This is a genomic window from Lactococcus sp. S-13, assembly GCF_004210295.1.
Classification (GTDB): Bacteria; Bacillota; Bacilli; order Lactobacillales; family Streptococcaceae; genus Lactococcus.
The window spans coordinates 1,068,709-1,095,166 of the sequence record NZ_SDAK01000001.1 but is presented as its reverse complement, the minus strand read 5'-3'; the positions used below and the strand labels follow the sequence as shown (position 1 = coordinate 1,095,166).

General features: G+C 40.5%; 24 protein-coding genes and 1 pseudogene. 14 read left to right on the top strand and 11 right to left on the bottom strand.

The genetic code is table 11. The features are described from left to right. The first annotated feature begins 159 nt into the window (after positions 1-159). The 6 genes and pseudogenes from EQJ87_RS05435 (at position 160) to phoU (ending at position 5,578) form a co-directional block, all read left to right on the top strand. A complete protein-coding gene (locus EQJ87_RS05435; protein WP_130123669.1) occupies positions 160-1,011 on the top strand; it encodes a phosphate ABC transporter substrate-binding protein PstS family protein in 852 nt (283 codons plus the stop codon). Between the two features lie 142 nt (positions 1,012-1,153). Then, a pseudogene (gene pstC / locus EQJ87_RS05430) lies at positions 1,154-2,076 on the top strand (phosphate ABC transporter permease subunit PstC). Then, complete coding sequence (gene pstA, locus EQJ87_RS05425) at positions 2,076-2,969, top strand: phosphate ABC transporter permease PstA (protein ID WP_130123668.1); 894 nt, start codon at positions 2,076-2,078, stop codon at positions 2,967-2,969. Before pstC ends, pstA begins: the two are co-directional and overlap by 1 nt. 151 nt (positions 2,970-3,120) lie before the next feature. Further along, positions 3,121-3,930, top strand: coding sequence for a phosphate ABC transporter ATP-binding protein PstB (gene pstB, locus EQJ87_RS05420; RefSeq protein WP_130123667.1), 810 nt, complete (start codon positions 3,121-3,123; stop codon positions 3,928-3,930). A gap of 74 nt (positions 3,931-4,004) precedes the next feature. Beyond that, complete coding sequence (gene pstB / locus EQJ87_RS05415) at positions 4,005-4,766, top strand: phosphate ABC transporter ATP-binding protein PstB (RefSeq protein ID WP_130123666.1); 762 nt, start codon at positions 4,005-4,007, stop codon at positions 4,764-4,766. 158 nt (positions 4,767-4,924) lie between these two features. After that, positions 4,925-5,578 (top strand): phosphate signaling complex protein PhoU, encoded by a 654-nt coding sequence (phoU, locus tag EQJ87_RS05410; RefSeq protein ID WP_130123665.1) that lies wholly within the window; start codon positions 4,925-4,927, stop codon positions 5,576-5,578. 40 nt (positions 5,579-5,618) lie between these two features. On the opposite strand, the gene EQJ87_RS05405 is transcribed toward phoU, so the two are convergent. The 8 genes from EQJ87_RS05405 to EQJ87_RS05370 form a co-directional block, all read right to left on the bottom strand. Further along, complete coding sequence (locus EQJ87_RS05405) at positions 5,619-6,185, bottom strand: histidine phosphatase family protein (RefSeq protein ID WP_130123664.1); 567 nt, start codon at positions 6,183-6,185, stop codon at positions 5,619-5,621. A gap of 20 nt (positions 6,186-6,205) precedes the next feature. Next, entirely contained in the window at positions 6,206-7,180 is a 975-nt protein-coding gene (locus EQJ87_RS05400; protein WP_130123663.1) for a S66 family peptidase, read from the bottom strand. Between the two features lie 119 nt (positions 7,181-7,299). Then, positions 7,300-8,571 carry a serine--tRNA ligase gene (serS, locus tag EQJ87_RS05395; RefSeq protein ID WP_130123662.1) on the bottom strand — a complete coding sequence of 424 codons (1,272 nt, stop codon included), beginning with the start codon at positions 8,569-8,571 and terminating at the stop codon, positions 7,300-7,302. A gap of 380 nt (positions 8,572-8,951) precedes the next feature. After that, positions 8,952-9,338, bottom strand: a complete 387-nt coding sequence (locus EQJ87_RS05390; protein ID WP_130123661.1) for a DUF956 family protein — start codon at positions 9,336-9,338, stop codon at positions 8,952-8,954. A gap of 53 nt (positions 9,339-9,391) precedes the next feature. Further along, entirely contained in the window at positions 9,392-10,303 is a 912-nt protein-coding gene (locus EQJ87_RS05385) for a PTS system mannose/fructose/sorbose family transporter subunit IID (protein ID WP_130123660.1), read from the bottom strand. Positions 10,304-10,317: 14 nt separating this feature from the next. Beyond that, a complete protein-coding gene (locus tag EQJ87_RS05380) occupies positions 10,318-11,121 on the bottom strand; it encodes a mannose/fructose/sorbose family PTS transporter subunit IIC (RefSeq protein ID WP_130123659.1) in 804 nt (267 codons plus the stop codon). Between the two features lie 32 nt (positions 11,122-11,153). Beyond that, positions 11,154-12,146, bottom strand: coding sequence for a mannose/fructose/sorbose PTS transporter subunit IIB (locus EQJ87_RS05375; RefSeq protein ID WP_130123658.1), 993 nt, complete (start codon positions 12,144-12,146; stop codon positions 11,154-11,156). 252 nt (positions 12,147-12,398) lie between these two features. Beyond that, positions 12,399-12,605: a ferredoxin gene (locus EQJ87_RS05370; protein WP_130123657.1), complete on the bottom strand. Its 207-nt coding sequence runs from the start codon at positions 12,603-12,605 to the stop codon at positions 12,399-12,401. A 46-nt stretch (positions 12,606-12,651) separates the two neighbouring features. Between EQJ87_RS05370 and EQJ87_RS05365 the strand changes: the two genes are divergently transcribed. The 3 genes from EQJ87_RS05365 (at position 12,652) to EQJ87_RS05355 (ending at position 15,357) form a co-directional block, all read left to right on the top strand. Next, positions 12,652-13,182 (top strand): SAG1386/EF1546 family surface-associated protein, encoded by a 531-nt coding sequence (locus tag EQJ87_RS05365; protein ID WP_130123656.1) that lies wholly within the window; start codon positions 12,652-12,654, stop codon positions 13,180-13,182. A 41-nt stretch (positions 13,183-13,223) separates the two neighbouring features. Further along, a complete protein-coding gene (gene cmk, locus EQJ87_RS05360) occupies positions 13,224-13,886 on the top strand; it encodes a (d)CMP kinase (RefSeq protein WP_130123655.1) in 663 nt (220 codons plus the stop codon). Positions 13,887-13,953: 67 nt separating this feature from the next. Continuing rightward, the gene (locus EQJ87_RS05355) at positions 13,954-15,357 is read left to right on the top strand and encodes an LCP family protein (protein WP_130123654.1); all 1,404 of its coding nucleotides are present in this window, start codon (positions 13,954-13,956) and stop codon (positions 15,355-15,357) included. 80 nt (positions 15,358-15,437) lie between these two features. Here EQJ87_RS05355 and EQJ87_RS05350 read toward each other — a convergent pair whose 3' ends face one another. The 3 genes from EQJ87_RS05350 to EQJ87_RS05340 form a co-directional block, all read right to left on the bottom strand. After that, positions 15,438-16,304, bottom strand: coding sequence for a sugar ABC transporter permease (locus tag EQJ87_RS05350; protein WP_130123653.1), 867 nt, complete (start codon positions 16,302-16,304; stop codon positions 15,438-15,440). A 5-nt stretch (positions 16,305-16,309) separates the two neighbouring features. Next, on the bottom strand, positions 16,310-17,692 hold the full coding sequence (locus EQJ87_RS05345) for a carbohydrate ABC transporter permease (RefSeq protein WP_130123652.1): 1,383 nt from the start codon (positions 17,690-17,692) through the stop codon (positions 16,310-16,312). 77 nt (positions 17,693-17,769) lie between these two features. Further along, positions 17,770-18,999 (bottom strand): extracellular solute-binding protein, encoded by a 1,230-nt coding sequence (locus EQJ87_RS05340; RefSeq protein ID WP_130123651.1) that lies wholly within the window; start codon positions 18,997-18,999, stop codon positions 17,770-17,772. A gap of 308 nt (positions 19,000-19,307) precedes the next feature. Here EQJ87_RS05340 and EQJ87_RS05335 point away from each other — a divergent pair, with 308 nt between their 5' ends. The 5 genes from EQJ87_RS05335 to EQJ87_RS05315 all read left to right on the top strand — a co-directional run bounded on the left by EQJ87_RS05335 (position 19,308) and on the right by EQJ87_RS05315 (position 26,452). Next, positions 19,308-21,062: a glycoside hydrolase family 13 protein gene (locus EQJ87_RS05335; protein ID WP_130123650.1), complete on the top strand. Its 1,755-nt coding sequence runs from the start codon at positions 19,308-19,310 to the stop codon at positions 21,060-21,062. Positions 21,063-21,177: 115 nt separating this feature from the next. Further along, entirely contained in the window at positions 21,178-22,773 is a 1,596-nt protein-coding gene (locus tag EQJ87_RS05330; protein WP_130123649.1) for a glycoside hydrolase family 13 protein, read from the top strand. Positions 22,774-22,922: 149 nt separating this feature from the next. After that, complete coding sequence (locus tag EQJ87_RS05325) at positions 22,923-23,195, top strand: DUF1294 domain-containing protein (protein WP_130123648.1); 273 nt, start codon at positions 22,923-22,925, stop codon at positions 23,193-23,195. An 18-nt stretch (positions 23,196-23,213) separates the two neighbouring features. After that, positions 23,214-24,788, top strand: coding sequence for an alpha-amylase family glycosyl hydrolase (locus EQJ87_RS05320; RefSeq protein WP_130123647.1), 1,575 nt, complete (start codon positions 23,214-23,216; stop codon positions 24,786-24,788). Between the two features lie 35 nt (positions 24,789-24,823). Then, on the top strand, positions 24,824-26,452 hold the full coding sequence (locus EQJ87_RS05315; protein ID WP_130124595.1) for an alpha-glucosidase: 1,629 nt from the start codon (positions 24,824-24,826) through the stop codon (positions 26,450-26,452). Positions 26,453-26,458 lie beyond the last annotated feature (6 nt).

Sequence of the window (26,458 nt, the reverse complement as noted above, 5' to 3'; positions counted from 1 at the left end):
CTAAAAAACTTTCTTCATTGTTTTTGATTACAGGACAGGAATTTAAACTGCTCACTCTCTTTAAGAAGCTGAGCATTTTCCTGTGTCGTTTACAAAACATTTACATAATAACGCTATCATTTTCCTAAATTTGATAAGGCATTATGGTATAATTAAGCTATGAAGAAGAAAATTTTTATCGCTTTGATTGCAAGCGCAAGTTTGTTTGCTTTGAGTGCCTGTGGTATGAGTGGCAAACAGGTGACAGCTGGTGGGTCAACAGCACTTCAGCCAATGGTTGAACACGCCTCAATGGATTATATGAAAAAAAATCCAGATGATATTATCATGGTTCAAGGTGGTGGTTCAGGTGTAGGTTTGGCTCAAGTGGCTGCTGGTTCTTTCCAAATCGGAAACTCAGATATTTTTGCTGAAGAAAAATCGGGAATTGCTGCCGACAAAATTATTGACCATAAAGTTGCGGTGATTGGATTTGCACCGATTGTTAATAAAAAATTGAAGGTATCTAACTTGACTCAACAACAGTTGATTGATATTTTTAGTGGGAAAATTACTAACTGGAAAACAATCAATGGCAAAGATCAAAAAATTACAGTTATTGGTCGGACGGCTGGTTCTGGAACTCGGGTCAATTTTGATAAATATGGACTGAATGGAGCAACAGAAGTTAATGGACCAACACAAGATGCATCAGGTTCAGTGGTTCAGTTAGTTGGGCAAACGCCAGGAGCGATTTCTTATGTTGCCTTTAGTTATGCTGAAAAACCGGGCGTAAAAGCTATCAAGGTTGATGGTGTTCAGCCAACTTATGAGAACGTTAAGACAAATGCTTGGAAAATTTGGTCATACGAACATATGTATACCAATAAGGCTCATAAGAATACAGTTGAAAATAAATTTATCAATTATGTTAAAAATGATAAAAAGACTCTCGAAGAATTAGGTTATATTCGTGTTTCAGAAATGAAAGTTGACCGTGATTCTAAGGGGAATGTCGAAAAAATTAAATAAAAAATATAGCAAAAGCTTAGCTCATAAAATATTAAAACTGGCGCAGGTCAGCTTTAATTTGTGCTAGAACAAGCAAATGAAAAAATAAAAACATTTAGTTTGTCAAGCAATATGCAAATCAACAAAAAATAGTTAGGTCCCTATGGAAAATTCAAAAATCAAAGAAAAATTGCTTTCTAGCAATAAAAATTCTAAACTTGAGAAGTTCGGTAAGAGCTTGACGTTCCTTTGTATCGCCCTCATTGTCTTTGTGGTTGGTGCGATTCTTGTTTTTGTCGCTCAAAAAGGATTGTCGACGTTCTACTCGGATGGTGTAAATCCTTTTAGATTCCTTTTTGGAACAAATTGGTCTCCAGGTAATCTTGGACCAGACGGAAAACCCGCAGTTGGTGCGTTACCAATGTTTTCTGGTTCATTGATTGTAACGGTCCTTTCGGCTCTTGTGGCAACTCCGTTTGCTATCGGTGCGGGAATTTATATGACTGAAATTTCACCAAAATACGGTAAAAAAATCTTGCAACCAGTTATTGAATTGTTGGTTGGGATTCCTTCGGTTGTTTATGGATTTATTGGTTTGACGGTCGTTGTACCAGTTATTCGTAATGTCTTTGGGGGACTGGTCTAGGACTTTTATCTGGTGTTTTTGTCCTTTTCGTTATGATTTTGCCGACGGTAACATCAATGACGGTCGATGCGCTCAAAGCAGTGCCAAGCTACTATAAGGAAGCTTCGCTTGGTCTTGGGGCGACACGCTGGCAAACGATTTGGCGTGTCCTTTTACGAGCTGCTACTCCAGGAATCTTGACTGCGGTCATTTTTGGGATGGCGCGTGCCTTTGGGGAAGCTTTGGCAATCCAAATGGTAGTCGGAAATGCTGTTATGATGCCAAAAGATTTAATTTCTCCTGCATCAACTTTAACTTCAATTTTGACTTCGGGGATTCCCAATGCAACACCGGGGATTCAACTTAATGCACTATGGTCATTAGCTTTGCTCTTGTTGCTTATGTCACTGCTCTTTAACCTTGCGATGCGTGCGATTGCTAAGAAAGGAAGCCTTAAATAATGAATGCTAAACGTTCTGACAAAATTGCCACTGGCGTTCTTTACGTCCTTTCTGGTATTATTGTTCTAATCCTTGCCTTTTTACTGGCTTATATCTTATTAAGAGGGCTGCCTGTTCTCTTTAAGGATCCTAGATTTATTTTTACAGTTTCTAATCCGCTAACTGGTGGTGGTATTGCTGTCCAACTTTTTAACTCTGTTTATCTTTTGATTGTGACTTTGATTATTTCGGTTCCTTTATCGCTTGGTGCGGGAATTTATTTGTCAGAGTATGCGAATCAAAAGCATTGGTTGACGGGTGTGGTTCGCTCAGCTATTGAGGTTTTATCTTCCCTTCCTTCAATCGTTGTTGGTTTGTTTGGGATGCTGATTTTCGTTTTACAATTTGGTCTTGGTTTCTCCGTTTTATCTGGTGCCTTGGCACTAACAGTTTTCAACTTACCATTGATGACACGGAATGTTGAAGAATCATTGCGGGCGATTCCAACGGCTCAACGTGAGGGTGGTCTGGCTCTGGGAATGTCACGTTGGGAAACAGCAACACAGGTAATTTTGCCGGCTGCGGTGCCTGGAATTATTACTGGGGTTATCCTATCTTCTGGACGGGTCTTTGGTGAGGCTGCGGCATTGATTTATACTGCGGGTCAAACCAACTTGCCAATCAATTGGGCCAACTGGAATCCGATGAGTTTGACTTCACCTTTGTCACTTTTTCGTCCAGCGGAAACTCTCGCTGTTCATATCTGGGCACTTAATACTGAGGGAACGATTTCTACTGCTCAACAAATTTCAGCGGGAGCTTCAGCAGTTTTGATTATCTTTGTATTGCTCTTTAACTTAGGGGCGCGCTTCTTGGGTAATCGAATCCATAAGAAATTGACTTCGTCAAATTGATTTAGACACTTGATAATTTAGATAAGGTAAATAAATTTGTCTTTTTAAAGTGAGTGAAAAAAGAGTTTCAGACCTTTAAAACTGACAGATTGATATCGTAAAATGGCACTCAACGGTTTAAAAGGTTGGGTAGACAGCTTAAAGGAATATTATGGCAACAACTTATGATTGGTCTCAGCGCAAAATTATGGTGCCTGAGCAAGAAAAAATTGCATTATCCACTAAGGATTTGCGGGTTTTCTATAATGGAACGAAAGAAGCGATTCACGGTGTGACAATGGCTTTTCCTAAAAATGAAATTACGGCGCTAATTGGGCCTTCTGGTTCTGGGAAATCAACTTATTTACGTGCTTTAAATCGGATGAATGACACAATTGATGGCGCTCGGGTGACGGGTGAAATCAATTATGAAGGGGTCAATATTAACGATGCCAAGGTCAATGTTTTCGAGGTGCGTAAGCAAATCGGGATGGTTTTCCAAAGACCAAATCCTTTTCCAAAATCCATTTATGAAAATATTGCTTTCATTCATCGACGTGAGGGGATAAAAGACAAGAAAAAATTGGATGAAATTGTTGAAACGTCACTCAAGCAAGCGGCTTTGTGGGATCAAGTCAAAGACAGTTTGAATCAGTCTGCTCTGGCAATGTCAGGTGGGCAGGCTCAACGCTTGTGCATCGCTCGTGCGCTTTCTGTTAAGCCTGAAATCATCTTGATGGATGAACCGGCTTCAGCGCTGGATCCGATTTCAACGATGCAGATTGAAGAAACAATGATGGAACTCAAGAAAAATTATACAATTATTATTGTGACGCACAATATGGCTCAGGCTTCTCGTGCGTCTGATAATACGGCCTTTTTCTACGCTGGTGATTTGATTGAGTATGATCGGACAAGTACAATTTTCACGCAACCAAGCCTGCAATCGACAGAAGATTATGTTTCTGGACATTTTGGCTAATTCTGAAAATAAGTGCGGCTTTAAGGTGGAAAAAATGCTGATCGCGTGAGCGGTCACTTACAAAAAGGTAAATTATGGAAAAAGAAGCAGTTTTAACAGTCAGCGATCTTTCGCTTTATTACAGTAAGAAAAAAGCGCTGAATAATATCAACATGACATTCTACAAGAACGAAATTACCGCTTTGATTGGGCCTTCTGGTTGCGGGAAATCTACGCTTTTGCGTTCGATCAACCGAATGAATGACTTGATTCCAACGGTGACAATCACGGGGGCAATCGAGTATAAGGGAAAAAATATTTATAGCCCAAAGGTGGACACCGTTGATTTGCGCAAGGAGATTGGGATGGTTTTCCAACAGCCGAATCCATTTCCGTTCTCAATTTATGAAAATGTAGTATATGGTTTGCGACTTAAGGGTGAAAAAGACAAGGCTTTACTCGATGAAGTGGTTGAAAATTCGCTTAAAGCGGCAAATATCTGGGACGAGGTCAAGGATATTTTGCACAGTTCGGCACTGGGGCTTTCTGGTGGTCAGCAGCAGCGGGTTTGTATTGCACGGGTGCTTGCGGTCAATCCAGAAATTATTTTGATGGATGAACCAACATCTGCGCTGGATCCGATTTCGGCAGCTCGTGTTGAGGAAACGATGCTTGAACTTAAGGAAGATTATACGATTGCTATCGTAACGCACAGTATGCAACAAGCTTCGCGGATTTCTGATCGAACAGCATTTATGTTGAATGGAAATTTGATTGAGTATAATGATACGAAAAGTATTTTCTTGACGCCTGAAAAGCAAGAAACATCGGATTATATTTCTGGAAAATTTGGCTAAAAGTCACAAAAAAAGTGAATTTGACAGAGAAAATACTGACGAAAATTAAAAATAGAATCCGTCAGCATTTTCTCTAGTTTTTAAAGTCAAGTGGGCAGTTTGGTCAGTAAAATGGTATAATAGACCTAAACATTTTCACAAAGAAAGAGGAGTATTTTATGTTGCGTACACAATTTGAAGAAGACCTGAACAAACTTCACAATCAATTTTATTCGATGGGCACGCAAGTTTCTGCTCAATTGAATAAGGCGGTTCGTGCTTTTGTCAGTCACGATCGGAGTTTGGCAGAGCAAGTGATTGATGGCGACCACGCCATTAACGAACAAGAAAAAAGTCTGGAAAATCAATCTTTAGAGATGATTGCGCTCCAACAGCCGGTCTCTAGCGATTTACGGACGATTATTACAGTTTTAAAAGCATCATCAGACTTGGAGCGTATGGGTGACCACGTGGCATCTATTGCCAAGGCGACAATTTCGCTGAAAGGTGAAGAACGAATTTCTGTTGTTGAAGAAGACATTAGCTTGCTTGGCGAAAAAGTGAAATCGATTGTTGATGCTTCGCTCAATGCCTACATTCAAGGCGATGATACACGGGCGCACGAAGTTGCAGAACGTCAAAATGTCATCAAAAATATGAGCCATGAGATTCAAGAAAAAATTCTTGAAGGGATGAAGGAAAACTCAGAAACGGTCACGACAGGGAAGGAATATTTGCTGACGTTGGTTTACTTAGAGCGTATCACGGGCTATGCAGTCAATCTCTGTGAGTGGATTGTTTATCTCAACTCTGGAAATATTATTGAGCTTTAAAAAAATAAAAAGTTACTGACAGTTTAGTCAGTAACTTTTTTTATTCATAATCAATCGGAATTTCTTGATGAGAGAGGTAGCGCTGTCCATCAAAATCCATTTTAATGACGTAGGGCATTTTTCCTGCTAAAGCTTTGAAATCATTGAATTGGAAGTCGGGTTGATAAAAATTAAGAATGGTTGAAAGGGAGGTTCCATGCGTTCCTACTGCAATTTTTTGATTGACAGAGTCTGAAAGAATTTGCTTGACAGACCTAATATTCCGCTCTTGAACCTCACGCAGGGATTCTCCTTGTGCGAGCTTATAATCGAAATCTTGCCACTGCATCTGAGCAAAACTCCAAAAATCATCAATCCACGGGCCGACATTTCTTTCACGTAGAGCGCTTAGAAGTTGAATATCAAGCGCTTTAGCCTCGGCTAGAGGCTGGACGGTTCGGACAGAGCGCAAAAAAGGGCTTGAGTAAATCTGATCAAGAGCAACTGGTTCAAAAGCCTCTGCTAAGACCAATGCCCTTTTTTCTCCTTCATCAGTGAGAGGGACGTCCATATCGTCATAGGCTGCTGAGTCGCGCAATGAGTGGCGAATAAAATAAATTTCTGTCATAGTAAACTCCTTACAAATGCTTATCCTTTAAGGATTTCTAGTTTCAAAGGCTCGGTTGTGATGTGAACTTCACCTCCTAAGGGAAAAGTAAAAATAGGTTGGGTGTGACCAAAGTCAACATCATAAATGACGGGGATGCGCTGTAAAAGGGGATATTTATCGAGAATAAACCACAGAATCTCCTCGGTCATTCCCTCTTCTTTGGGAAAGCGACCAATGACTAATCCTGCAGTATCAGGATAAACTTGTAGGAAATGAGCAAGTTCACGATCCCAATCATAAAGGTCTTCGCCTTCGGCATTTTCTAAAAAGGCAATCGGACTTGTGAGCTTGACTTGCGCAGAAGTTCCTGTCACGAGCATCAAGGTATTGAGATTGCCACCCAAGCTTGGTCCAGAAGCCGTGCCGTGATTGTATATTTTCCAACTTGCAGGAAGAGGATTTCGTGCTTGCGTTGGATCATACCAAGCATCGCTGGTATAAACCTCACTGGAACTTAAAGGATAAGTCGACGGACCTGCGACTGCTTTTAGCCACTGCGCCGTTTGGAAATCTTGTAATTCATCCATCAAGAAAGCAATATAACCTGGACCATAGTAAGTGACCAAACCCGTTTTAGAAAAAATGGCCTGATGAAGTACCGTAATATCCGAAAAACCACAGAAAATTTTAGGGTTTTGGCGCACGATTTCCCAGTCAATATAGGGCAGTAATTCATTGCTATTAAAACCGCCAATAGTGCAAAGCACAGCCTTGACGTTGGAATCAGCAAATGCCGCATGAAAGTCACTGACGCGTGAAGCAATTGAACTTGAAGAGAGCAAATCATTTTCTAAAATATGGGCACCAAAAGTGACTTTGTAACCTAGCGCTTCAAGGCGTTCCTTGGCTTTGAGCTTGTCCTCAAAGCGGCCTGTTCTGATCAAAGAAGAAGAAGGTGAAATCACGCGAATTTCATCACCTTTTTTCAATTTTTCTGGAAATATTCTGTCCATAAGCGCTCCTTTGTAAAGTTCTTCCCATAATAGCACTTACGTAAACTTTTGTCAAAAAATGAGAATTCGTCAGCATTTTCTCTGAAACAGAAAAAGAGCTACTATAAGTAGCTCTTTGATTATTTGATCACTTCAAGTCCACCCATGTAAGGACGGAGTGCCTCAGGGACAGTGATTGATCCGTCAGCATTTTGGTAATTTTCTAAAATAGCCGCAACAGTACGTCCAACCGCCAGTCCAGAGCCGTTCAAAGTGTGCAAAAGTTGAACCTTGCCATCTTCATCACGGTAACGAATTTGCGCCCGACGGGCTTGGAAATCTTCGCAGTTTGAGCAAGAAGAAATCTCACGGTAAGTATTTTGCGCAGGAATCCAAACTTCCAAATCATAAGTTTTTGCTGCAGAGAAGCCCATGTCTCCTGTTGACAAAGCGACAACACGGTAAGCAAGCCCCAATTTTTGGAGAATATTTTCAGCATTTGCTGTCATTTTTTCTAATTCATCATAAGATTGTTCAGGTTTAGTAAATTTAACCATTTCAACTTTATGGAATTGGTGCAAACGAATCAAACCACGTGTGTCACGACCAGCAGAACCAGCCTCAGAGCGGAAAGAAGGACTCATTGCTGTGAATTTGATTGGCAATTCGCTACCTTCCAAAATTTCACCACGGTAGTAGTTGGTCAAAGGCACTTCAGCCGTTGGAATCAAAACAAAACCACGGTCATCTTTCAACTCAAAAGTATCTTCTTTAAACTTCGGATATTGCCCCGTTCCAAACATTGACTCTTGATTAACCATATAAGGTGTAATCATCTCTGTATAGCCTTCTTTGGCGTGTTCATCCAACATAAAGTTGTAAATTGCACGTTCCAAGCGAGCACCAGCCCCTTTGTAGAAAAGGAAACGAGAGCCAGTAACCTTACCCCCACGTTCCCAGTCGAGAATGCCCAAATCTTCGCCCAAATCCCAATGCGCTTTAGGTTCAAAATCAAAAGTTGGCACTGTACCAACACGGCGTACCTCAACGTTGTCGTCTTCGTCCGCACCAATTGGCGTGCTTTCATGAGGCAGATTTGGCAGCATCACGATGATGTCGTTCAATTCTTTTTCAATTTCAGCAAGATCAGCATCGATTGTTTTGACCTCAGCCGCCACTTTTTGCATCGCTGAGATTTGGGCACTTGCGTCGCCTTTGGCACGTTTAATTTGAGAAATTTCCTCAGAAACACTGTTGCGTTCAGCCTTGAGCGCTTCAGATTTAACAATCAATTCACGACGTTTGATATCCAAGGCATGAAGTTTTTCAAGCTTTTCTTTTTCAACACCACGAGTTGCCAATTTTGCAGCAACACCATCAAAATCAGCACGAATTTTTCTTACATCAAGCATAAGTTTCTCCTTTTTTAAATAAAAATATTACTGACGAAAACCAAAAGTTTCCTAAAACACTGACGGAAAAGACGTCAGTAAAAAAAGCGCCCCTATTTCCGAAGAATTAGGGCGCTATCATAGCACGGTTCCACCTAAATTATCTATTTTATAAAAACTAATTCAAAAATTAGTCCAAATAGAACTCTAGAGCTCATAACGCGAGCCAAACGTGCTCATTTTCATGAGCAAATTAAATAGAAATAGAAAGTCAATATCCAGTTTTGCCTGTTCTCAGCACCACAAGCTCTCTTAGAAAACCATCACAAGACCCGTTTCTATTGATAATTTTACCATTTGCCCTACACTTTGTCAAAAGAAAATAAAAAGAAAACTCGCAACTACGAGTTTTTTGTTTTTCTTTTAAAAGTAAAAGCAGACTTTAAAGATTGGAAGAAACCAGGGGCACGTACCACCTTTTCATTTCCAATCTGATCACGAATCAAACGCAGAATATGTCCTGAATCAGGTGAAGAAAAACGCAAGCGTGACTTACGATTCATCAATTGAACCGTAAAATGACGACTGATTTTTCCTTTTTTAGAAACATCAGCCTGAACAAGAGCAATTTGATCCCACGGAATTTGGATAAAATTAGAAACATTGCGCTCATCAAAAAACTCAAAAGCCTTATCGCCGAGCATAAATTGTCCATAACTATTTCCCAAGCCCACATAAGCAATACCTTTAGCAGTAAAGTCAGAGCGTGTATTTAATGATTTAACCATAGCTCAATTATAACAAAAAACCCGCAATAATGCGAGTTCTTCTATGATAATGATTACATGATACCGAAGTAACGTGCAATAATACCGATAATAAACAAAGCAACGATGATCAAGATTGGAGAAACTTTTTTCTTCAACAACCACATACAGAAGAATGTCAAAAGAAGACCAGTCAAACCAGGAATCAAACCATCCAAGTTTTGTTGAAGTGTTGTAACTTTAGTTGCATCAAGTGGAAGTCCACCAGCAACTTGTCCCATGATTTCGTGAAGTTGGCTACCAGAAACATTTCCTTTAGGCCATTTAACGAAAGCACCGTCAGCAAGTTTTACAGAAGAAACTTGAACTGTCCAGTTGATTGATACCCAACGTTCAACCAAGACTGCAAGGATGAACATACCAAGGATAGAAGCTCCTTTAGTGATATCTTTCAACAAACCACCAGAAAGGTCTTTTGTGATTGAAGAACCGGCATTGTAACCAAATTCTTGAACATACCACAAGAAAGCCATACGGATAATGTTCCAAGCAACGAAGAAGATGAGTGGACCAAGGATGTTACCAGAAAGGGCAAGAGATGCACCAAGGGCACCGAGGATTGGACGAACTGTAAACCAGAACACAGGGTCACCGATACCGGCAAGAGGACCCATCATACCAATCTTAACCCCTTGAATAGCAACATCATCAATTTCAGCACCATTCGCCCGTTCTTCTTCAAGGGCAAGAGTTACACCGATGATAGGAGCAGCTACGTATGGGTGAGTATTGAAGAATTCCATGTGGCGCTCAAGAGCAGCAGCACGGTCTTCTTTAGTTGTATAAAGTTTTTTGATAGCTGGGATTAAAGAGTAAGCCCAACCCAAGTTTTGCATACGTTCATAGTTCCAAGAACCTTGAAGGAATTGAGAACGCCACCAGACCTTACGACGGTCAGATTTATCTAATGTAATTTTTTCAGACATGATGTTCTCCCTTCTTAATAATCGTTCAAGATGTCGCCAAGTGGGTCAGTTGAGCCAGAAGCTCCTCCGTTACCAGAACCACCCATTTTAGACAAGTTGATGTAGATTAACGCAATTGCAACACCGATTGTACCAAGGGCAATCAATGTCAAGTTAGTGATAGCAGCAAGTGCGAAACCAAGAGCGAAGAATGGCCAAACTTCACGTGAAGCCATCATGTTGATAACCATCGCATAACCTACGGCAACGACCATACCACCACCAACAGTCATACCGCCAGTGAACCAAACAGGAAGTGCGTGAAGTGCATTTTGCACAGCAGAAGTAGGGATGAACATCAAAGCACCAGCAGGGATCGCAATACGGATACCTTGCAAGAACAAAGCGATGTAGTGAGTCATTTCCATACCACGGAAATCACCACGTTTAGCGGCAGCATCCGCACCGTGAACCAAACCAACCGAGATTGTACGAACAATCATAGTAAGGAAAAGTCCAGCAACGGCAAGAGGGATAGCAACACCAACGGCAGTTGAGATAGCACCTTCAGTGAAATCTCCAGATTTCATGAGGATGATTGCGGCAGCAACACCAGCAAGTGCAGCATCAGGAGCTACGGCAGCTCCGATGTTAGCCCAACCAAGTGCCATAAGTTGAAGTGTACCACCAAGGATGATACCAGCTGTCAAATGTCCAGAAACCAAACCAATCAAAGTACATGAGATAATAGGTTGGTGGAACTGGAATTGGTCAAGAATACCTTCAAGCCCAGCTAAAAAGGCTATGATGATGATCAAGACAATAGTAATAGCAGACATTTTGTCTTATTCCTTTCGTTTATAAATGGGATTTATTGCAATTGATCGCGGACTGAATCAATCAGTTTCCACAAATCTTCTTTTGAGTCTGAAGGTACTTTACGTACATCAAATTCAACACCCAAGTCACGCAATTTTTCAAAAGTTTCCAAGTCTTTTTTGTCCATTGACAAAACTTTATTAACATAAGTTTTACCAACAGAGTGAGCCATTGAACCAATGTTCAAAGTCTTGATTGGAACGCCACCTTCAACTGCAGCAAGTGCATCTTGAGGTGTTTCGAAAAGAAGAAGAGCTTTAGTATCACCAAAACGTGGGTCTTTAGCGACTTCAATCATTTTCTTGACTGGGACGGTATTTGCAGAAATACCATTTGGTGCAGCTTGACCAATCAAAGTTTTACGCATATCATCTTTGGCAACATTGTCTGAAACAACGATGATACGGTTAGCTTTTGAATCTGGTGTCCAAGCAGTTGCGACTTGACCGTGAAGCAAACGTGTGTCAACACGAGCGAGGTTGATTTTAATTTGACCATCGCCGATAACAGTTCCTTCAGGAATAGCGCTTTGCACAGCAGCAGGAGCAGCAACAGCTGTTTCTTCTGCAGGTTGAAGTTCTTCAGGAAGTGCTTTAATACCACCTTTAGCTTCCTTGATAATATTTGCTACGACTTTTTCAACCCCAGCAGACGCGTCCATCATGCGCTCTGTGTAGGCTTGAATAAGCATAGGCAGGTTGAGGCCGGTGATGATAGCAATCTTGCGCTCAGGGTTTTCACCCATCACTGTGCTTGCTTGGTTGAATGGAGAACCGCTCCACAAGTCAGCAAGGACAAGAACTTCATCTTCAGCATCAAATGTTGCGATAGCTTCTTCGATTTTAGCATGCAAATCAGCTGGTCCTTCGTTAGGCATGAAAGTAACTGCTTGTACTTTTTCTTGCTCTCCGAAAATCATAGAACCAGATTGTTTGATGCCTGCGGCGAATTCACCATGGCTCGCAATAACAATTCCGATACTCAATGTGAGTAACCTCCTATATAAGATTATAATAAAAATTATTACTTAGCTATTATACTATTTTAATTCCACATTTGCAAATGGTTTCATGAAAGGCTTATTGCCTTTGTCTAGCGATTGAAAACCCTTTATTTGTAAGGCTGTATAGATAATTTTAAGGAATTTTAAAACAATTTAACATCAAAATAAAATAAATTTTTCTAAAAGATAGTGAGAAATAGAAAACTTATGATAGAATAGAAGGTGATAAAATAATTATTGTCCCTTTTCAATTTTAAGGGCTCCGGTAGGACAAGTTTTGACAGCAGCTTGTAGGGTTGAACTATCAGGAAAGTTTTGGATAGACGTTTCAGTGTCATAGAATTTGACAATACCATTATCGTAGTAATCGAAAACTTCTGGTGCTTGAAGGTGGCATAGCCCGCAGGCGATACATTTATCGGAAATTATTTTTATCTTCATATAAGAAATGATAATAAAAAATTAGGAAAATTGAAAGGAAAAGGTCGTGGCTACAAAAGAACCCTGGAATAATGAAATTTACAAAGCAATGAAAGAAGACCCAGAAGAATTGAAAAGACAAGCTCGCGCAAGAGATACCGAAAAACGTCCTTTAACAACGCGATTTTTGACTTTTCTCGTTGTTTTAATGTTTATTATAGTTGGATTTGCCATTGCTTTTATTCTTTGGAACAGTCAAAGACAAAATAATGAAAGCATCGCAAAGAGTTTCCATCAATCATCAAGTACTCAAACAACAGCAGCAACTTCAAGTACTTCAACTGCCTCATCAGAAGCAACAACTGAGTCAAGTAGTACACCAGCGACGCAATCATCAAGTTCAAGCACTCCTTCATCATCTAGTGCTGAAGCAAGTGGAACGACTTATACGATTACCGCGGGCGATTACCCAAGCACAATTGCGGCCAAAACTGGAATTCCTTGGGAGACAATTGCAAGTTTAAATAATATTTCAGCAGACGGATACAATGCCGACGGCTCAGCGATTCATGCTGGTCAAGTACTGAAATTAAAATAAAAATAAGATAAAAAAGATTAAAAGGAAAAAGAAAATCCCTTATGAAAAAAATTCAAATTGCTGTCGACGGCCCAGCCTCAAGTGGAAAATCAACTGTTGCTAAAATAGTAGCGCGCAATCTGGACTTGATTTATCTGGATACTGGTGCAATGTATCGCGCAGCAACTTTTGTTGCCCTTCAAAAAGAAACCGAAGATGCAACAAAAATAATTGAATACATTAAGAATCATCCTCTTTCTTTCGCTAACAGGGAAAATGGTCAAGAAGTTTTTCTTGGAAGCGATAATGTGACTGAAGTTATTCGCACCAACGAAGTCACGAATGCAGTGTCTAAAATTTCGGCAATTTCAGAAATTCGAGAATTTATGGTCGCTGAACAACAAAGAATTGCAAATCAGGGTGGAATCATCATGGATGGTCGAGATATCGGCACAGTTGTTTTGCCAAGAGCTGACTTGAAAATCTTTTTGATTGCTTCAGTAGATGAGCGTGCTGAACGTCGCTATAAAGAAAACCTATCAAAAGGGATTCCAACAGACCTGGAGCGCTTGAAAATTGAAATTGCTGAGCGTGACCACAAAGATAGCACTCGTGAGGTTTCACCGTTAAAACAGGCTGATGATGCTGTTTTATTGGATAGCACCGGTAAAACAATTAATGATGTGGTTAACTTTATTGAAGTAAAAGCAAGAGAACTCATGTAAGAGTTCTCTTTTCAAAATTACATAAGATTTTGCAGGAATCATCAAACTTTGATATAATAGGTAGGAAATGACTGAGAAAAAATACAAACGTTTGGAATATTTGCGACATAATATCAATTATCTCACGATTCGGGAACGCCAAGAATATTATGATTTGCTCAATGAGCTTAAGCGAGATACAAACAATTCCGAGTACGAAGATGATCAAGAGCAAGTAATTCCAGAAACTCAAAATAATTATGAGCAGCAGAGTTATAGTGATTATGAAGAAGAAAATCGGCCTAATTATTCGACTGATTATTCTAGTTCGAGCAGGCAACAACGCCAGACGATACATTCTTCAAACAATAGATCAACTAAAGTTCCGAGAGGGTTTAAACAACCTAAAAAGGACAAAGGAAACAAAAAAACGAAGAAAAAAAGACATTGGTTCCGTGGTATTTTGAGTGTTATCGTCCTAATAATTGTTGTCATGGCTGGTTTTTTTGTTTATGGCTATCAACGAGGGGTCAAACATGAAGGAAGCGTAGCTAAGGCTGAAAAATTTACAAGCCGAAAAAATACGGATGGATCAGTAAATATCTTGCTCTTAGGAGCAGATAAACGGCCTTGGCAGTCTGATGGCATTGCTCATACAGATACAATCATGGTTTTACACGTGAATGCTAAAGATCATCAAACAAGAATTGTTAGTTTCATGCGAGATACTTTGGTTAACATCCCTGATGTAAGCAGTGGCGATTCACAGGATTCTAAAATTAACTCGGCTTTCACCATTGGAGAACAGTATAATAAACAAGGTGTTGACTTGATGAGCGAAACGCTGAATAAAAATTTCGGTATCAACTGTCAGTACTATGCAGTAGTTGATTTTTCGAGCTTCGCAACGATTGTTGATTCCTTATTCCCAACAGGCTTGAAAATTGATGCAAAATTTTCAACGGTAAATGGTGAAAATCTTGCAGCAGTTCCTGTGCCAGATGATTTAGCAGCAACGGAAGGTAAAGCTTCTAATGACAAAGATCTCACAGCTGATGAAGCAGCAGCACTTGGCTATCCAGATGGTGGTGGGACATTTATGATGATTAAGCCTGGCGTACAAAAAATGAATGGTCGAATGCTCCTTAACTATGCACGATTCCGCCATGATGATGAAGGTGATTTTGGGCGTGTGAAACGCCAACAGCAAGTTGTGGAAACGATGATGTCTAAGTTTAAAAATCCTTTAACTTTATTTACTGCATCCAGTGCGTTGGGAACGACGCGAGCAGTGACAATGACAAATATCCCTAATTCGTTCCTTTTGACTACCGGTTTTAAAACAGTGTTTGATATAAAAAATGGAATTAAGTCAACAACAATTCCAGAAAATGGCGATTGGGTGGATGCTTACGATAGATATGATGGTCTAGGACTATCTATTGATATGGATAAGTATCGCTCAGAAGCACAAAGCCTTCTTGGGCAATAAGCAAAAAAGCTGATATATTTGTCAGCTTTTTTTGTTAATAAAAATTCTCTATCGAAGATGATAGAGAGTTTTTTGGATAATTAACCTTTATCAGCACCAGCGGTAATTCCGTTGACGTAGAATTTTTGCATGATAACAAAGAGGATTGTGATAGGAATAGCGATGATGACACAACCGGCAATGAACTGTGTGAAGAAAGCTGTGGCAGCCCCTTTTTGAGAGTGAACCATGCTATACAAACCATAAGCAATCGTGAAGGTTTCAGGATGTGCTTGGTTGTTTCCTAAGATAATCCCAGAAAAGATGAAGTCTGTCCAAGGAGCAATAAATGCCATTAAGGCAGTGTAGACAATGATTGGGCGTGAAAGGGGAAGAGTAATATGTGTGAATACTTGCCACTTGTTTGCCCCATCAATCGTCGCTGCTTCATCAATTGAACGTGGGATGGTGTCAAAGAAGCCTTTAGCGATGTAGAAACCTAAGCCAGCTCCACCAACATAAACTAAGATTAAACCACCAAGATTTAACATATTGATTGCTTTTAAGATGTAGTAGAGGGCAATCATAGACATAAATCCTGGGAACATCCCTAGCACTAAGGCGATTTGCAAGAAAGGTTTACGAAAGGCAAAGCGCAAACGTGAAAGGGTGTAGGACATAATAATTGTGATAAAGGTAGAGAGTACGGCTGAAACGACCGCTACGAAAAAAGTATTAATAATCCATGAAACAAATGGGAAACTTCCACTTTTGTTTTGGAAAAGTTGAGTATAGTTTTCAAAGGTAAATGTTTTTGGAATGATTGTCGAAACAAATCCTGTATTATTTTGGGTCAAACTTGCTAAGATAATCCACATAATGGGAAAAATCCACACAATGGCTAAGAGTGCAAGTAGGATGTATCTCAAAGTTAAAGAGACACGGCGTTGCGTTTTATAAGATTTCATTTCAATTAGCCCTCCTTAAATGCATTGGTACGACGGTATGCTACTAATGAAATTGATGCATTAACAATGAAAATCAAGATACCAAGAACAGCGGCTGCGTTATAACGTTGAGTTTGACCAAATACGAGGTTATAGAGCCAAGTAACAAGAAGGTCTGTTGAACCTGCTCCTTGATAGTTTGGATTCATTGGCCAACCACCTGTCAAGAGGTAAATAACGTTGAAGTTATTGATATTTCCGATAAATTGTTGAATTAACGCAGGCGTCATAACAAAGAGAATTTGAGGGAAAGTGATTGAACGGAAGATATTGAAGGTATTTGCTCCGTCAATTCGTGCGGCTTCAATTTGATCTTGAGGAAGGTTTTGGATAATCGCTGTTGAAACAAGCATGGAAACTGGAATACCAATCCACATATTAACAAAAATAACCGTAATTCTTGCAACCATCGGGTCAGATGCTGCACCGATAAAATTGATTGGATGAGAGATTAAATGGAGATTCATCAAAATTCCATTTAAGGCACCTTGTTGATCTAAAAATTGAGCCATCATCAACAACGTTACGAATTGTGGAACGGCAAAGACGATAACGAAAATCGTTCTCCAGAAACCTTTAAATTTAATTCCAGTTGATTCAATGAGGATGGCTAATAGCACACCACCGAGGAAGGTTGTTGCTGTAGCAACGATTGCCCATACCAGAGTCCAACCTAAAACTGGGAAAAATGTTCCAGCTAAGTCACCTGTCAAGACATTACCAAACGCTTGAAATCCTGTCCAAGAAAAAGCAACGGCATGGAGTCGATCATAGTTGGTAAAGGCCATCGAAATCATATAAACTGTCGGCAAGACTGTGAAAGCAAGAACACCAATCAAAGGAATTGCCATCAAGGTTGCATAAAGTTTTGTATCAAGCAATGAGGCGAGTTCTTCCCTATTAGTTGGAATTGCTTTTCCTTCACGTTTTAAGAAGTAGAGGTGCTTGTTTGAACGGTAGTTAAACCAATAAAGCAGAATAAATAAAACGACAACGAGACAGGCAATAAGTCCCCAAAGTAAGATTAAGACGGAATTGTCGGGTTGTAGAGTTTGTGGAAATCCTGAGGCATCAGTGATTGTTCTTTTTACTTTGTTTGGTCCTAAACTACTAAGAAGAGAGAAAGCGCTAATTCCAGAGAAAAGAAGCCAGCCAATAAAAGCAATTTCAAGAATTAAAAGAGTGAGTCCCTTTACCCATTGTTTGTTTTTAATTTGGTTTAGACCCATAACAAAAAAAGTTAATTTTGTTGTGGTATCCCCTTTTGAGAAAACTTCGCTTACTTTGATTGCCTTTTCTTCAGGAGAAACAGTACTCTCTGTGAGTTTTCTTTTTTTCTTTTTAGTCATAATATTTCCTTTAAAAATTAAGAGGTCAGGCTGAAGTAGCCCAACCTCTTATTCACATATAACCATTAGATCATCTCTTATTTTGAGATACTGTCTTGGAATTTTTGCAATTGAGCTTGGTAGTCGGCTGGTTTGATAGAGCCAGTGTATGCTCCGTTCATCAAAGGTCCAGCGTTATTCCAGAAAGTTGCCATTTGTGGAAGTTTAGGCATAACTACAGAATTTCCTTCTTTAGTCATTGTAATGATTGCTTTAGTGACGTCAGAATTTTTCACAGCATCATCTTTTTGGGCATCGAGGTTAGTAGGAACGTCTCCTTGAGAATTGAAGAGTTTCAATTGAGCAGCTTTACTTGAGAGGTATTCTGCAACAGTTTGAGCGGCAGCTTGATTTTTAGCAGCTGAGTTAACTGCGAAACCTTTAATTCCTTGGAAGGATTGAAGTTGTTTGTCTTGTCCGTCAATATTGATTGTTGGATAAGGAGCAACGGCGAAGTTGTCACCCAAAATTTTCTTAATGTTAGCTGTATCCCAAGGGCCATCAAACATCGCTGCTACTTTACCTGCTTGAAGTTGGTTCAGTGCGTTAGTTGTTTGCATAACGTTTTTGTTTGCTTTTTGGGCTGCAATCCATTCGAGGGCTTTAACGCCATTAGCTGAAGCTACATCAGTGGCTTTGACATCTTCACCAGACTTACCAAAGAGTGTTGTACCAGCAGTAAAGAAGACTGGGTAAGAATAGTAAGGGTCAGTATAGTTAGCAGCAAAAGCAGCTTTAGAAGTCATTCCTTCCCAAGTCTTAACATCATCGGCTGATAATTTAGATTTGTTATAGAAAAGAACGAGCGATTCTGTTGATTTAGGGAAAGCATAAATCTTGTCTTTGTATGTCACACCGTCTACAGTAACGTCGGAATTATCTTTCTTGATTTCACTTGCAAATTTTGTAGCTACTGGATTGATATAGCCTTTATCTGCCATATCACCAAGTTGGTCATTAGGGACTGCAAAGACGTCGGCGTATTTAGAAGGGTCTTTAGCAATATCTACTTTAGCATTTGCTGAGCCAGAAGCGTTAGCAATGATTTGAACTTTAAGATCTGGATATTTAGAAGCCAAACCTTTCGCAACATCTGTGTATGTTGCTTTTTGTTGTGTATCTACATAAACACGAACTGTTCCTTTGATGCTATCGGAAGCATCTTTAGATGATGAATTGCTAGAGCTTGTTGATGAGCCACAAGCTGCAAGAGTTGCAAGAGCGAGTACAGATGCTCCGCCAAGAGCAACTTTTTTCCAAGATTTCATTTTTATTTCCTCCTGAATGAAAACGGTTTTATTTTCTACACTTTTCATTTTACGCAAACGTTTGCTTTTTGTCAAGAAGAAAAACATTACAATTTAGTTACACGGCTTTAGGCTTGGTAGTTAAGTGTTTTTAGGATTAAAAGTTTTTGAAAATAAAGATGTAAGAAAATAAAAAATGTTCAATGACTCGCAAACGGTTGCGCAAATGAAAGCGTTGTGATAAAATGGTGCTAATGTGAGATTTGTTTTCTCCAGATGTGGTGGGAATGACACTAGTACAGCCAATAAAAATTTGGAGGTTCTATATTATGAACAAAGCTGCTCTTTATCATCGTCCTGAATCGGAATTTGCATATTTGTATAGGAAAAATCTGATGCACGTTCGTTTGCAAGCTGAAAAAGAGGATATCGAAAAAGTCGAATTGGTTTACGGAGATCCTTATCTCTGGAGAGGCTTAGATCATCCAGACACTCAATATTGGGAAAGCCAGACTGTAGAAATGAAGAAATTGCTTTCTACAAATCGGAATGATTATTTTGAGGCAGAAATTACGGTTGCAACGAAACGTGTGGATTATTTATTTGTTGTGACAGGGCTTGATGGAGAAAAAGTGGTTTATACGGATCAAGGCTTACTTGATTATGATGAACGTTTGATAACGAATAAATATGGCGCTTTCCGTCTCCCTTACTTCCATGAAACGGATCGGTTTAAAGCACCTGAATGGGTGAAAGAAACCGTTTGGTATCAAATTTTTCCTGAGCGCTTTGCCAATGGGGATACTTCTAATGATCCGGAAAATGCGAAAGCTTGGGATCCAAAGGAAACGCCAGATCGTCAAGACTTTTATGGGGGAGATTTGCAAGGGGTGATTGATCATTTGGATCACCTGACGGAACTCGGGGTGAATGGAATTTACTTTACACCGATTTTCCAAGCTTTCTCTAATCATAAGTATGATACGGAAGATTATTTGGATATTGACAAGCATTTTGGTGATAAGGAATTGTTTAAGACTTTGGTTAAAGAAGCACACGCGCGTGGGATTAAAGTCATGCTCGACGCAGTGTTTAACCATATCGGAGACACCTCTGCTCAATGGCAAGATGTTTTGAAAAATCAGGAAAAATCAAAATTTGCGGATTGGTTCCATGTGAATAGCTGGCCAGCGACTTATACGCCAACGGATGATTTTGAAAGTGCAGAAAATGCGACTTATGATACGTTTGCTTTTACGCCACACATGCCTAAGCTCAATACGGCTAATCCTGAAGTGGAAGCTTATCTTTTGAGGGTGGCGGATTATTGGATCCGTGAGTTTGATATTGATGCGTGGCGACTTGATGTGGCAGATGAAGTGGATCATGCTTTCTGGAAGAAGTTTCGTACAATCTGTGATATAGCCAAAGATGATTTTTATATCTTGGGTGAAGTGTGGCATTCGGCACAACCTTGGTTGGTTGGAGATGAATTTTCAGCGGTGATGAACTATGCTTATACGGATGCAATCAAAGATGGTTTGATTAATAAGAAAATCTCACTTTCACAAATGGTTTCTAATATCAACACGCAGTTGGTGTTGTATCGTAAACAGGTCAATCAAGTGATGTTTAATGTTTTGGATTCACATGATACGCCACGGATTTTGACGGTAGCAAAAAACAATAAAAACTTGATGAAATTAGTGGAAACTTTCACTTTCATGCAGGCTGGTGTGCCTTGTATTTACTACGGGGATGAGTATGCTTTGACTGGTGGTATGGATCCTGAGTGTCGGAAATGTATGCCCTGGGATGAAGTCAATCAAGATGTTGAGATGTTTAGTTTTTTCAAGGCCTTAATTAAACTGAGACGTGATTATCAAAAGGTACTGAGTGATGCGGATTTGACATGGAAAATCGTTGATGATGAGAATGGGATTGTCAAATTTGAACGTGATGAACTGAAGGCAATTTTCAACATTGGTGAAAAACCGGCTTATTTTTCTGGTGATGAGGTGCTTCTTTCTAATCTGGTTGAGGGCAAAAAAGTTCAACAGTATGGTTTTGTGATTTATAAGTAATTCGAGATTCTGTCAGTATTATTTTTGCTGACAGAATGCTTGGTTTTAGTATGATTTTACTGACGTTTTGTTGGTGGATTTAGAGGATTATTGAAAAATAATAAGGTAGAGATTTATGCAAAAAAATTGGTGGCAAAAAACGGTGGTTTATCAGATTTATCCGCGTTCTTTCATGGATGCAAATGCTGATGGAATTGGTGATTTGCAGGGAATTATTTCAAAATTGGATTATTTGAAGGATTTGGGAATTGGGGCAATCTGGCTGAGTCCGGTCTACCAATCTCCAATGGATGATAATGGGTATGATATTTCGGACTACCGGGCGATTGCTGAGGAATTTGGCACAATGGCGGACATGGACGAGTTGCTGGCTGAGGCGGAAAAGCGCGACATCAAGATTGTCATGGATTTGGTGGTCAATCATACGTCTGACGAGCATGCTTGGTTTGTGGAAAGTCGCAAATCTAAGGACAACAAATACCGAGATTATTACATTTGGCGGGACGAGCCTAATGGTTTGAAATCGACTTTTTCTGGATCGGCTTGGCAATTTGATGAAGCAACGGGGCAATATTTCTTGCACATTTTCAGTAAGCGGCAGCCTGATTTGAACTGGGAAAATCCTGCGGTGCATAAGGAAGTCTATGACATGATGAATTTCTGGATTGACAAGGGCATTGGCGGCTTTCGTATGGACGTGATTGATTTGATTGGCAAGGAAATTGACCAAGAAATCACAGGCAACGGGCCAAAATTGCATGAGTATTTGCAGGAAATGAACCATGCCACCTTTGGGGGCAAAAATCTGCTGACGGTGGGCGAAACTTGGGGGGCAACGCCTGAGATTGCCGAGCTATACAGTGCTCCTGAGCGTGATGAATTGTCGATGGTTTTCCAATTTGAACATATCACAAATGCCTACGATGACGAGGGCGAAAAATGGGACAAAAAAGCATTTTCTGTGCCGAAGCTCAAGGAAATTTTTGCCAAGTGGCAAGGTCTGGAAAAGGGCTGGAATTCGCTCTTTTGGGACAATCATGACCTGCCACGCATTGTGTCAAATTGGGGTAATGACGGCCAGTATCGTGTACAGTCCGCTAAGGCTTTTGCGATTTTGCTGCACTTGATGAAGGGCACACCTTACATTTACCAAGGCGAAGAGCTGGGGATGACGAATTTCCCCTTTGAGGACATTTCGCAGGTCAATGATGTTGAATCGCGCAATATGCGTTTGGAGCGCTTGGCTGAGGGTTATTCTGAGGAGGACATCATGGCTTCCATCCGTCGAGTTGGGCGAGACAATGCGAGAACACCTATGCAGTGGACGGCTGGTGAAAATGCTGGATTTACTGACGGGACGCCGTGGTTGGCTGTCAATCCTAATCATCAGGAAATAAATGCTGAGCTGGCGCTCAATGATGAGGATTCTGTTTTTTACACTTATAAAGAATTGATTCGCTTACGTAAGCATAATGATTGGGTAATTTACGGCGATTTTGAGCTTTTGGACACGGCAGATGAGGTGTTTGCTTATTTGCGTAAGTACAAGGGAAAAAAATATTTGGTTGTTGTCAATCTTTCGGATAAGAACAATCAGTTCAGCACAGGCTTTGTCTGTCGCGAGCTTTTGATTCACAATTATGATGAATTGACGGATATTTCTCGGTTGAATTTGCTGCCGTGGCAAGCTTTTGCTTGTGAAGTGGAATAGAATTTTTACTGACGAAAACTTTTAGCGGAAAATTTAGCGTGATTTGAACAGAGAAAATGCTGACGGAATTGAAGATGGCTTTTGCCATTCAGAGAAAATGCTGACGGAATTGAAAATGAGCTTTGTTATCAAGAAATGTGGAGAGTGTGATGGACATTTGGATTTTGCTGGGTCTGCTTGCAGTGTGGAACGGGATTGTTTTTGGATTTTATGCTGTGGATAAGTACAAAGCGGTGCATCATTTATGGCGGATTCCCGAAAAAGTGCTGCTCTTACTGGCTGTTTTTGCTGGGGGAGTTGGTGCGCTTGTGGCGGGCCAAGTGGTGCATCATAAGACACGAAAATGGTATTTTTGGCTGGCTTGGCTTGTGGGGCTAGTCGTGGATTTTATCTTGATTATCTTGATATTTCATCTGCTTTGAGGCAGAAAGGAAATGAACATGAAAAATAAAATAGTGTTACTTGCGACTGCTGTTTTGGCGCTGTCAGTGCTTACGGCTTGTCAGCAGCCTGCCAAATCAAGTTCAGCAGCCAAAAAAACGGAGGTCAGCAAAAAAGTTGATTCGAGTTTATATCGCAATTTTTACGAGGTGTTTACAAGCTCCTATGCAGATTCAAATCGGGATGGCGTGGGCGATTTAAAGGGTATCACGCAACATTTGGACTATCTGAATACCGGAAATAAAAGTTCGACGAGTGATTTGAAGGTTCAAGGCCTGTGGATGACACCGATTTTTGCCAGTCCGAGCTATCATGGCTATGATGTGACCAATTATGAGGAAATCAATCCCAAATTTGGCACGATGGCTGATTTTGAAAATTTGATTGCACAGGCCAAGAAACGGGGAATTGCGGTGATTTTGGATATGCCTTTCAATCACACGGCAACCGATAATATTTGGTTTCAAAAGGCGCTTTCTGGGGATAAAAAATATGAGGCTTACTACAACTGGTCGGACACCGCAAAAGAAGGTTACAGTCTAGCAAGTAACGGAAAATATTATGAATCCGAGTTTGATCAATCAATGCCTGACCTTAATCTTGCTAATCCTGAGGTCAAAAAAGAGATTGCTAAAATCACAAAATTCTGGTTGGATAAAGGGGGTTCTGGTTTTCGCTTAGACGCGGTGGGCTTTTATTTTTCTAATGATGATAAGAAAACGACTGCATTTACCAAATGGCTGACAGATACGGTCAAAAAGCAGGATGCGAAAGCTTACTTGGTGGGCGAGGTCTTCTCGACGGCTTCGGCGATTGATGATGTTTATCATTCTGGCATTGACAGTTTGTTTGATTTTCCGAATGCCTTGCAATCAAGTAGCAGTCCGATAAATTCGGCTTTGGTCTTGGGAGAGGGCGATTTATTTGCTCAGCAAATTGAGGCTTGGGATCAGGAGATTCATAAGGATTCTACTCAAGCTATTGATGCGCCATTTTTGAGCAATCATGACACCGATCGCTCGGCAACGCTCTTGAGTAGTTTGCCGATGAAGAAAATGGCTGCACAAGCCTACCTTCTATTGCCTGGAAATCCTTTTATTTATTATGGCGAAGAAGTGGGGCTTACGGGATCTGGGCTTGATCAAAATAAACGTTTGCCCATGCCGTGGGATTCTGTGGGAACAGATATGACAAAGGCAGACGTAGCAGTGCCAGGGGCGACAGAAGTGGCAACAACTGACGGAGGAAATGTCGCTCAACAAGAAGCTAACCCGAACTCCTTACTCAATTGGTACAAGAAAATCCTACGTATCAAAGCAAAATACCCTGAGATTGCCAAAGCTAGAGTGAAACAAATTTCCGTCAGCAAAACTAATCTTTCTGTCCTCAATTATGGCAAGGATTTGACCCTCATCAATAATTTTTCGGCGACAGAAGAAACGCACGTCAGCTTACCAAAAGCAGTGGTCGGCAGAGAAATTGCTGACGTGATTTCCGTCAGTGGAAAAACTGCCCAAATTACTGACGGAAAACTTGTCATTCCACCTTATAGCACAGTGATTTTAAAAAAATAATCGAAAGTTCTAAACGAGAGAAAAATAGAGTAATGATGAAGAAAAAGAAAACAGATTTTCACAAAATGGTCGGTTATCAAATTTATCCCAAGTCGTTCAAAGATTCCAATGCTGACGGAATTGGTGACCTTCAAGGGATTATTGAAAAATTACCTTATTTGCGTGATTTAGGCGTTGATTTTATATGGCTCAATCCGGTTTATAAAAGTCCGCAGGTTGATGGAGGCTATGATATCGCGGACTATTATGCGATTGATGACTTGTTTGGCAGCCTTACTGATCTCAAACAATTGTTGACTTTGGCGCATGAAAATGGCTTGAAAGTGATTATGGATTTGGTCGTCAACCATACGTCAGATCAGCACCCCTGGTTTTTGGAAAGCAAAAAATCTAAAGATAATCCTTACCGCGATTATTATTTGTGGGCGGATGCCCGCCCTGAACACTTGCCCAATGACTGGATTTCCTTTTTTGGTGGATCAACTTGGACCTATGATGCGTCAACTGAGCAAGCTTATTTTCACGTTTTTGCCAAAGAGCAGCCCGATTTGAACTGGAAAAATCCCAAAGTCCGCGAGGAAATCTACAAAATGATTCGCTGGTGGTTGGATTTGGGCATTGACGGTTTTCGATTAGATGCGATTTCGCACATTCAAAAAATGCCGTGGGATTATAAAATCAAATCTTGGAAGGGCGACGGGCCGTGGGTGCCTTTTATGAATGTTGCTGGGATTGAAGCTTACATGGCCGATTTGAAAGCAATTTTTGATGAATATGGGGCGCTGACTGTCGGTGAAGCGTCCGGTGTGCGCTCCAAGCAAGCACCAGACTGGACAGATGACGCTGGCTACATCAATATGATTTTTGAGCTAGAACACAACAAGCGTAAAAAAGATGGCTCAGGCGACATCTATGGCTACAAAAAAGTCATTCTGCGTTGGCAAGAAGATTTGCTTTCGCGAGGCTGGAATGCCCTCTATCTGGAAAATCATGATCAGCCACGCAGCATTGATTGTTTTGGCGATGGCAGTCTTGCATCAGCCAAAGCACTGGCAGTGAGCTATATGCTTTTGCGAGGCACGCCATTCATTTATCAAGGGCAAGAATTTGGCATGACGAACTTTCCCTTTACCGACAGCAGCCAATTGCGCTCGGCAGAAATCAAGCAGCAGTACGAGAAATTGCTGACGCAATTTCCCCCTCAAGAAGCGCTCAGAAAAATTACTGACGGAAGTCGTGAACACGCCAGAACACCGATGCAGTGGGATGCGTCAGCAAATTCGGGCTTCACTAGCGGGCAAGCTTGGATGGAAATCAATCCAAATTTTCCAGAAGTCAACAGTGAAAAAAACACAGAACTCATCCAGCTCTATCAATTTTTAATCAGACTGCGTCATCAAGAAGCAGCCATTGCGGACGGTTCCATTCGCTTTCATTTTAGCCGACACCCGCAGGCCTTAGTCTATGAGCGCGAAGAATTTTTGATTTTGGTCAATTTAGGGACAAGAAAAGCACATTTGGACTTTGCAAAAGCCAGAGAATTTACTGACGAAAATTCCGTCAGCGACTATGTCCAAGTTTTAGGCAGCCAACAACGAATTTTAAAAGAAAAAATGACCCTGTCTGCTTGGGAATATCAAATTTTTAAGAAGAAAAAGAATTAAAAGGAA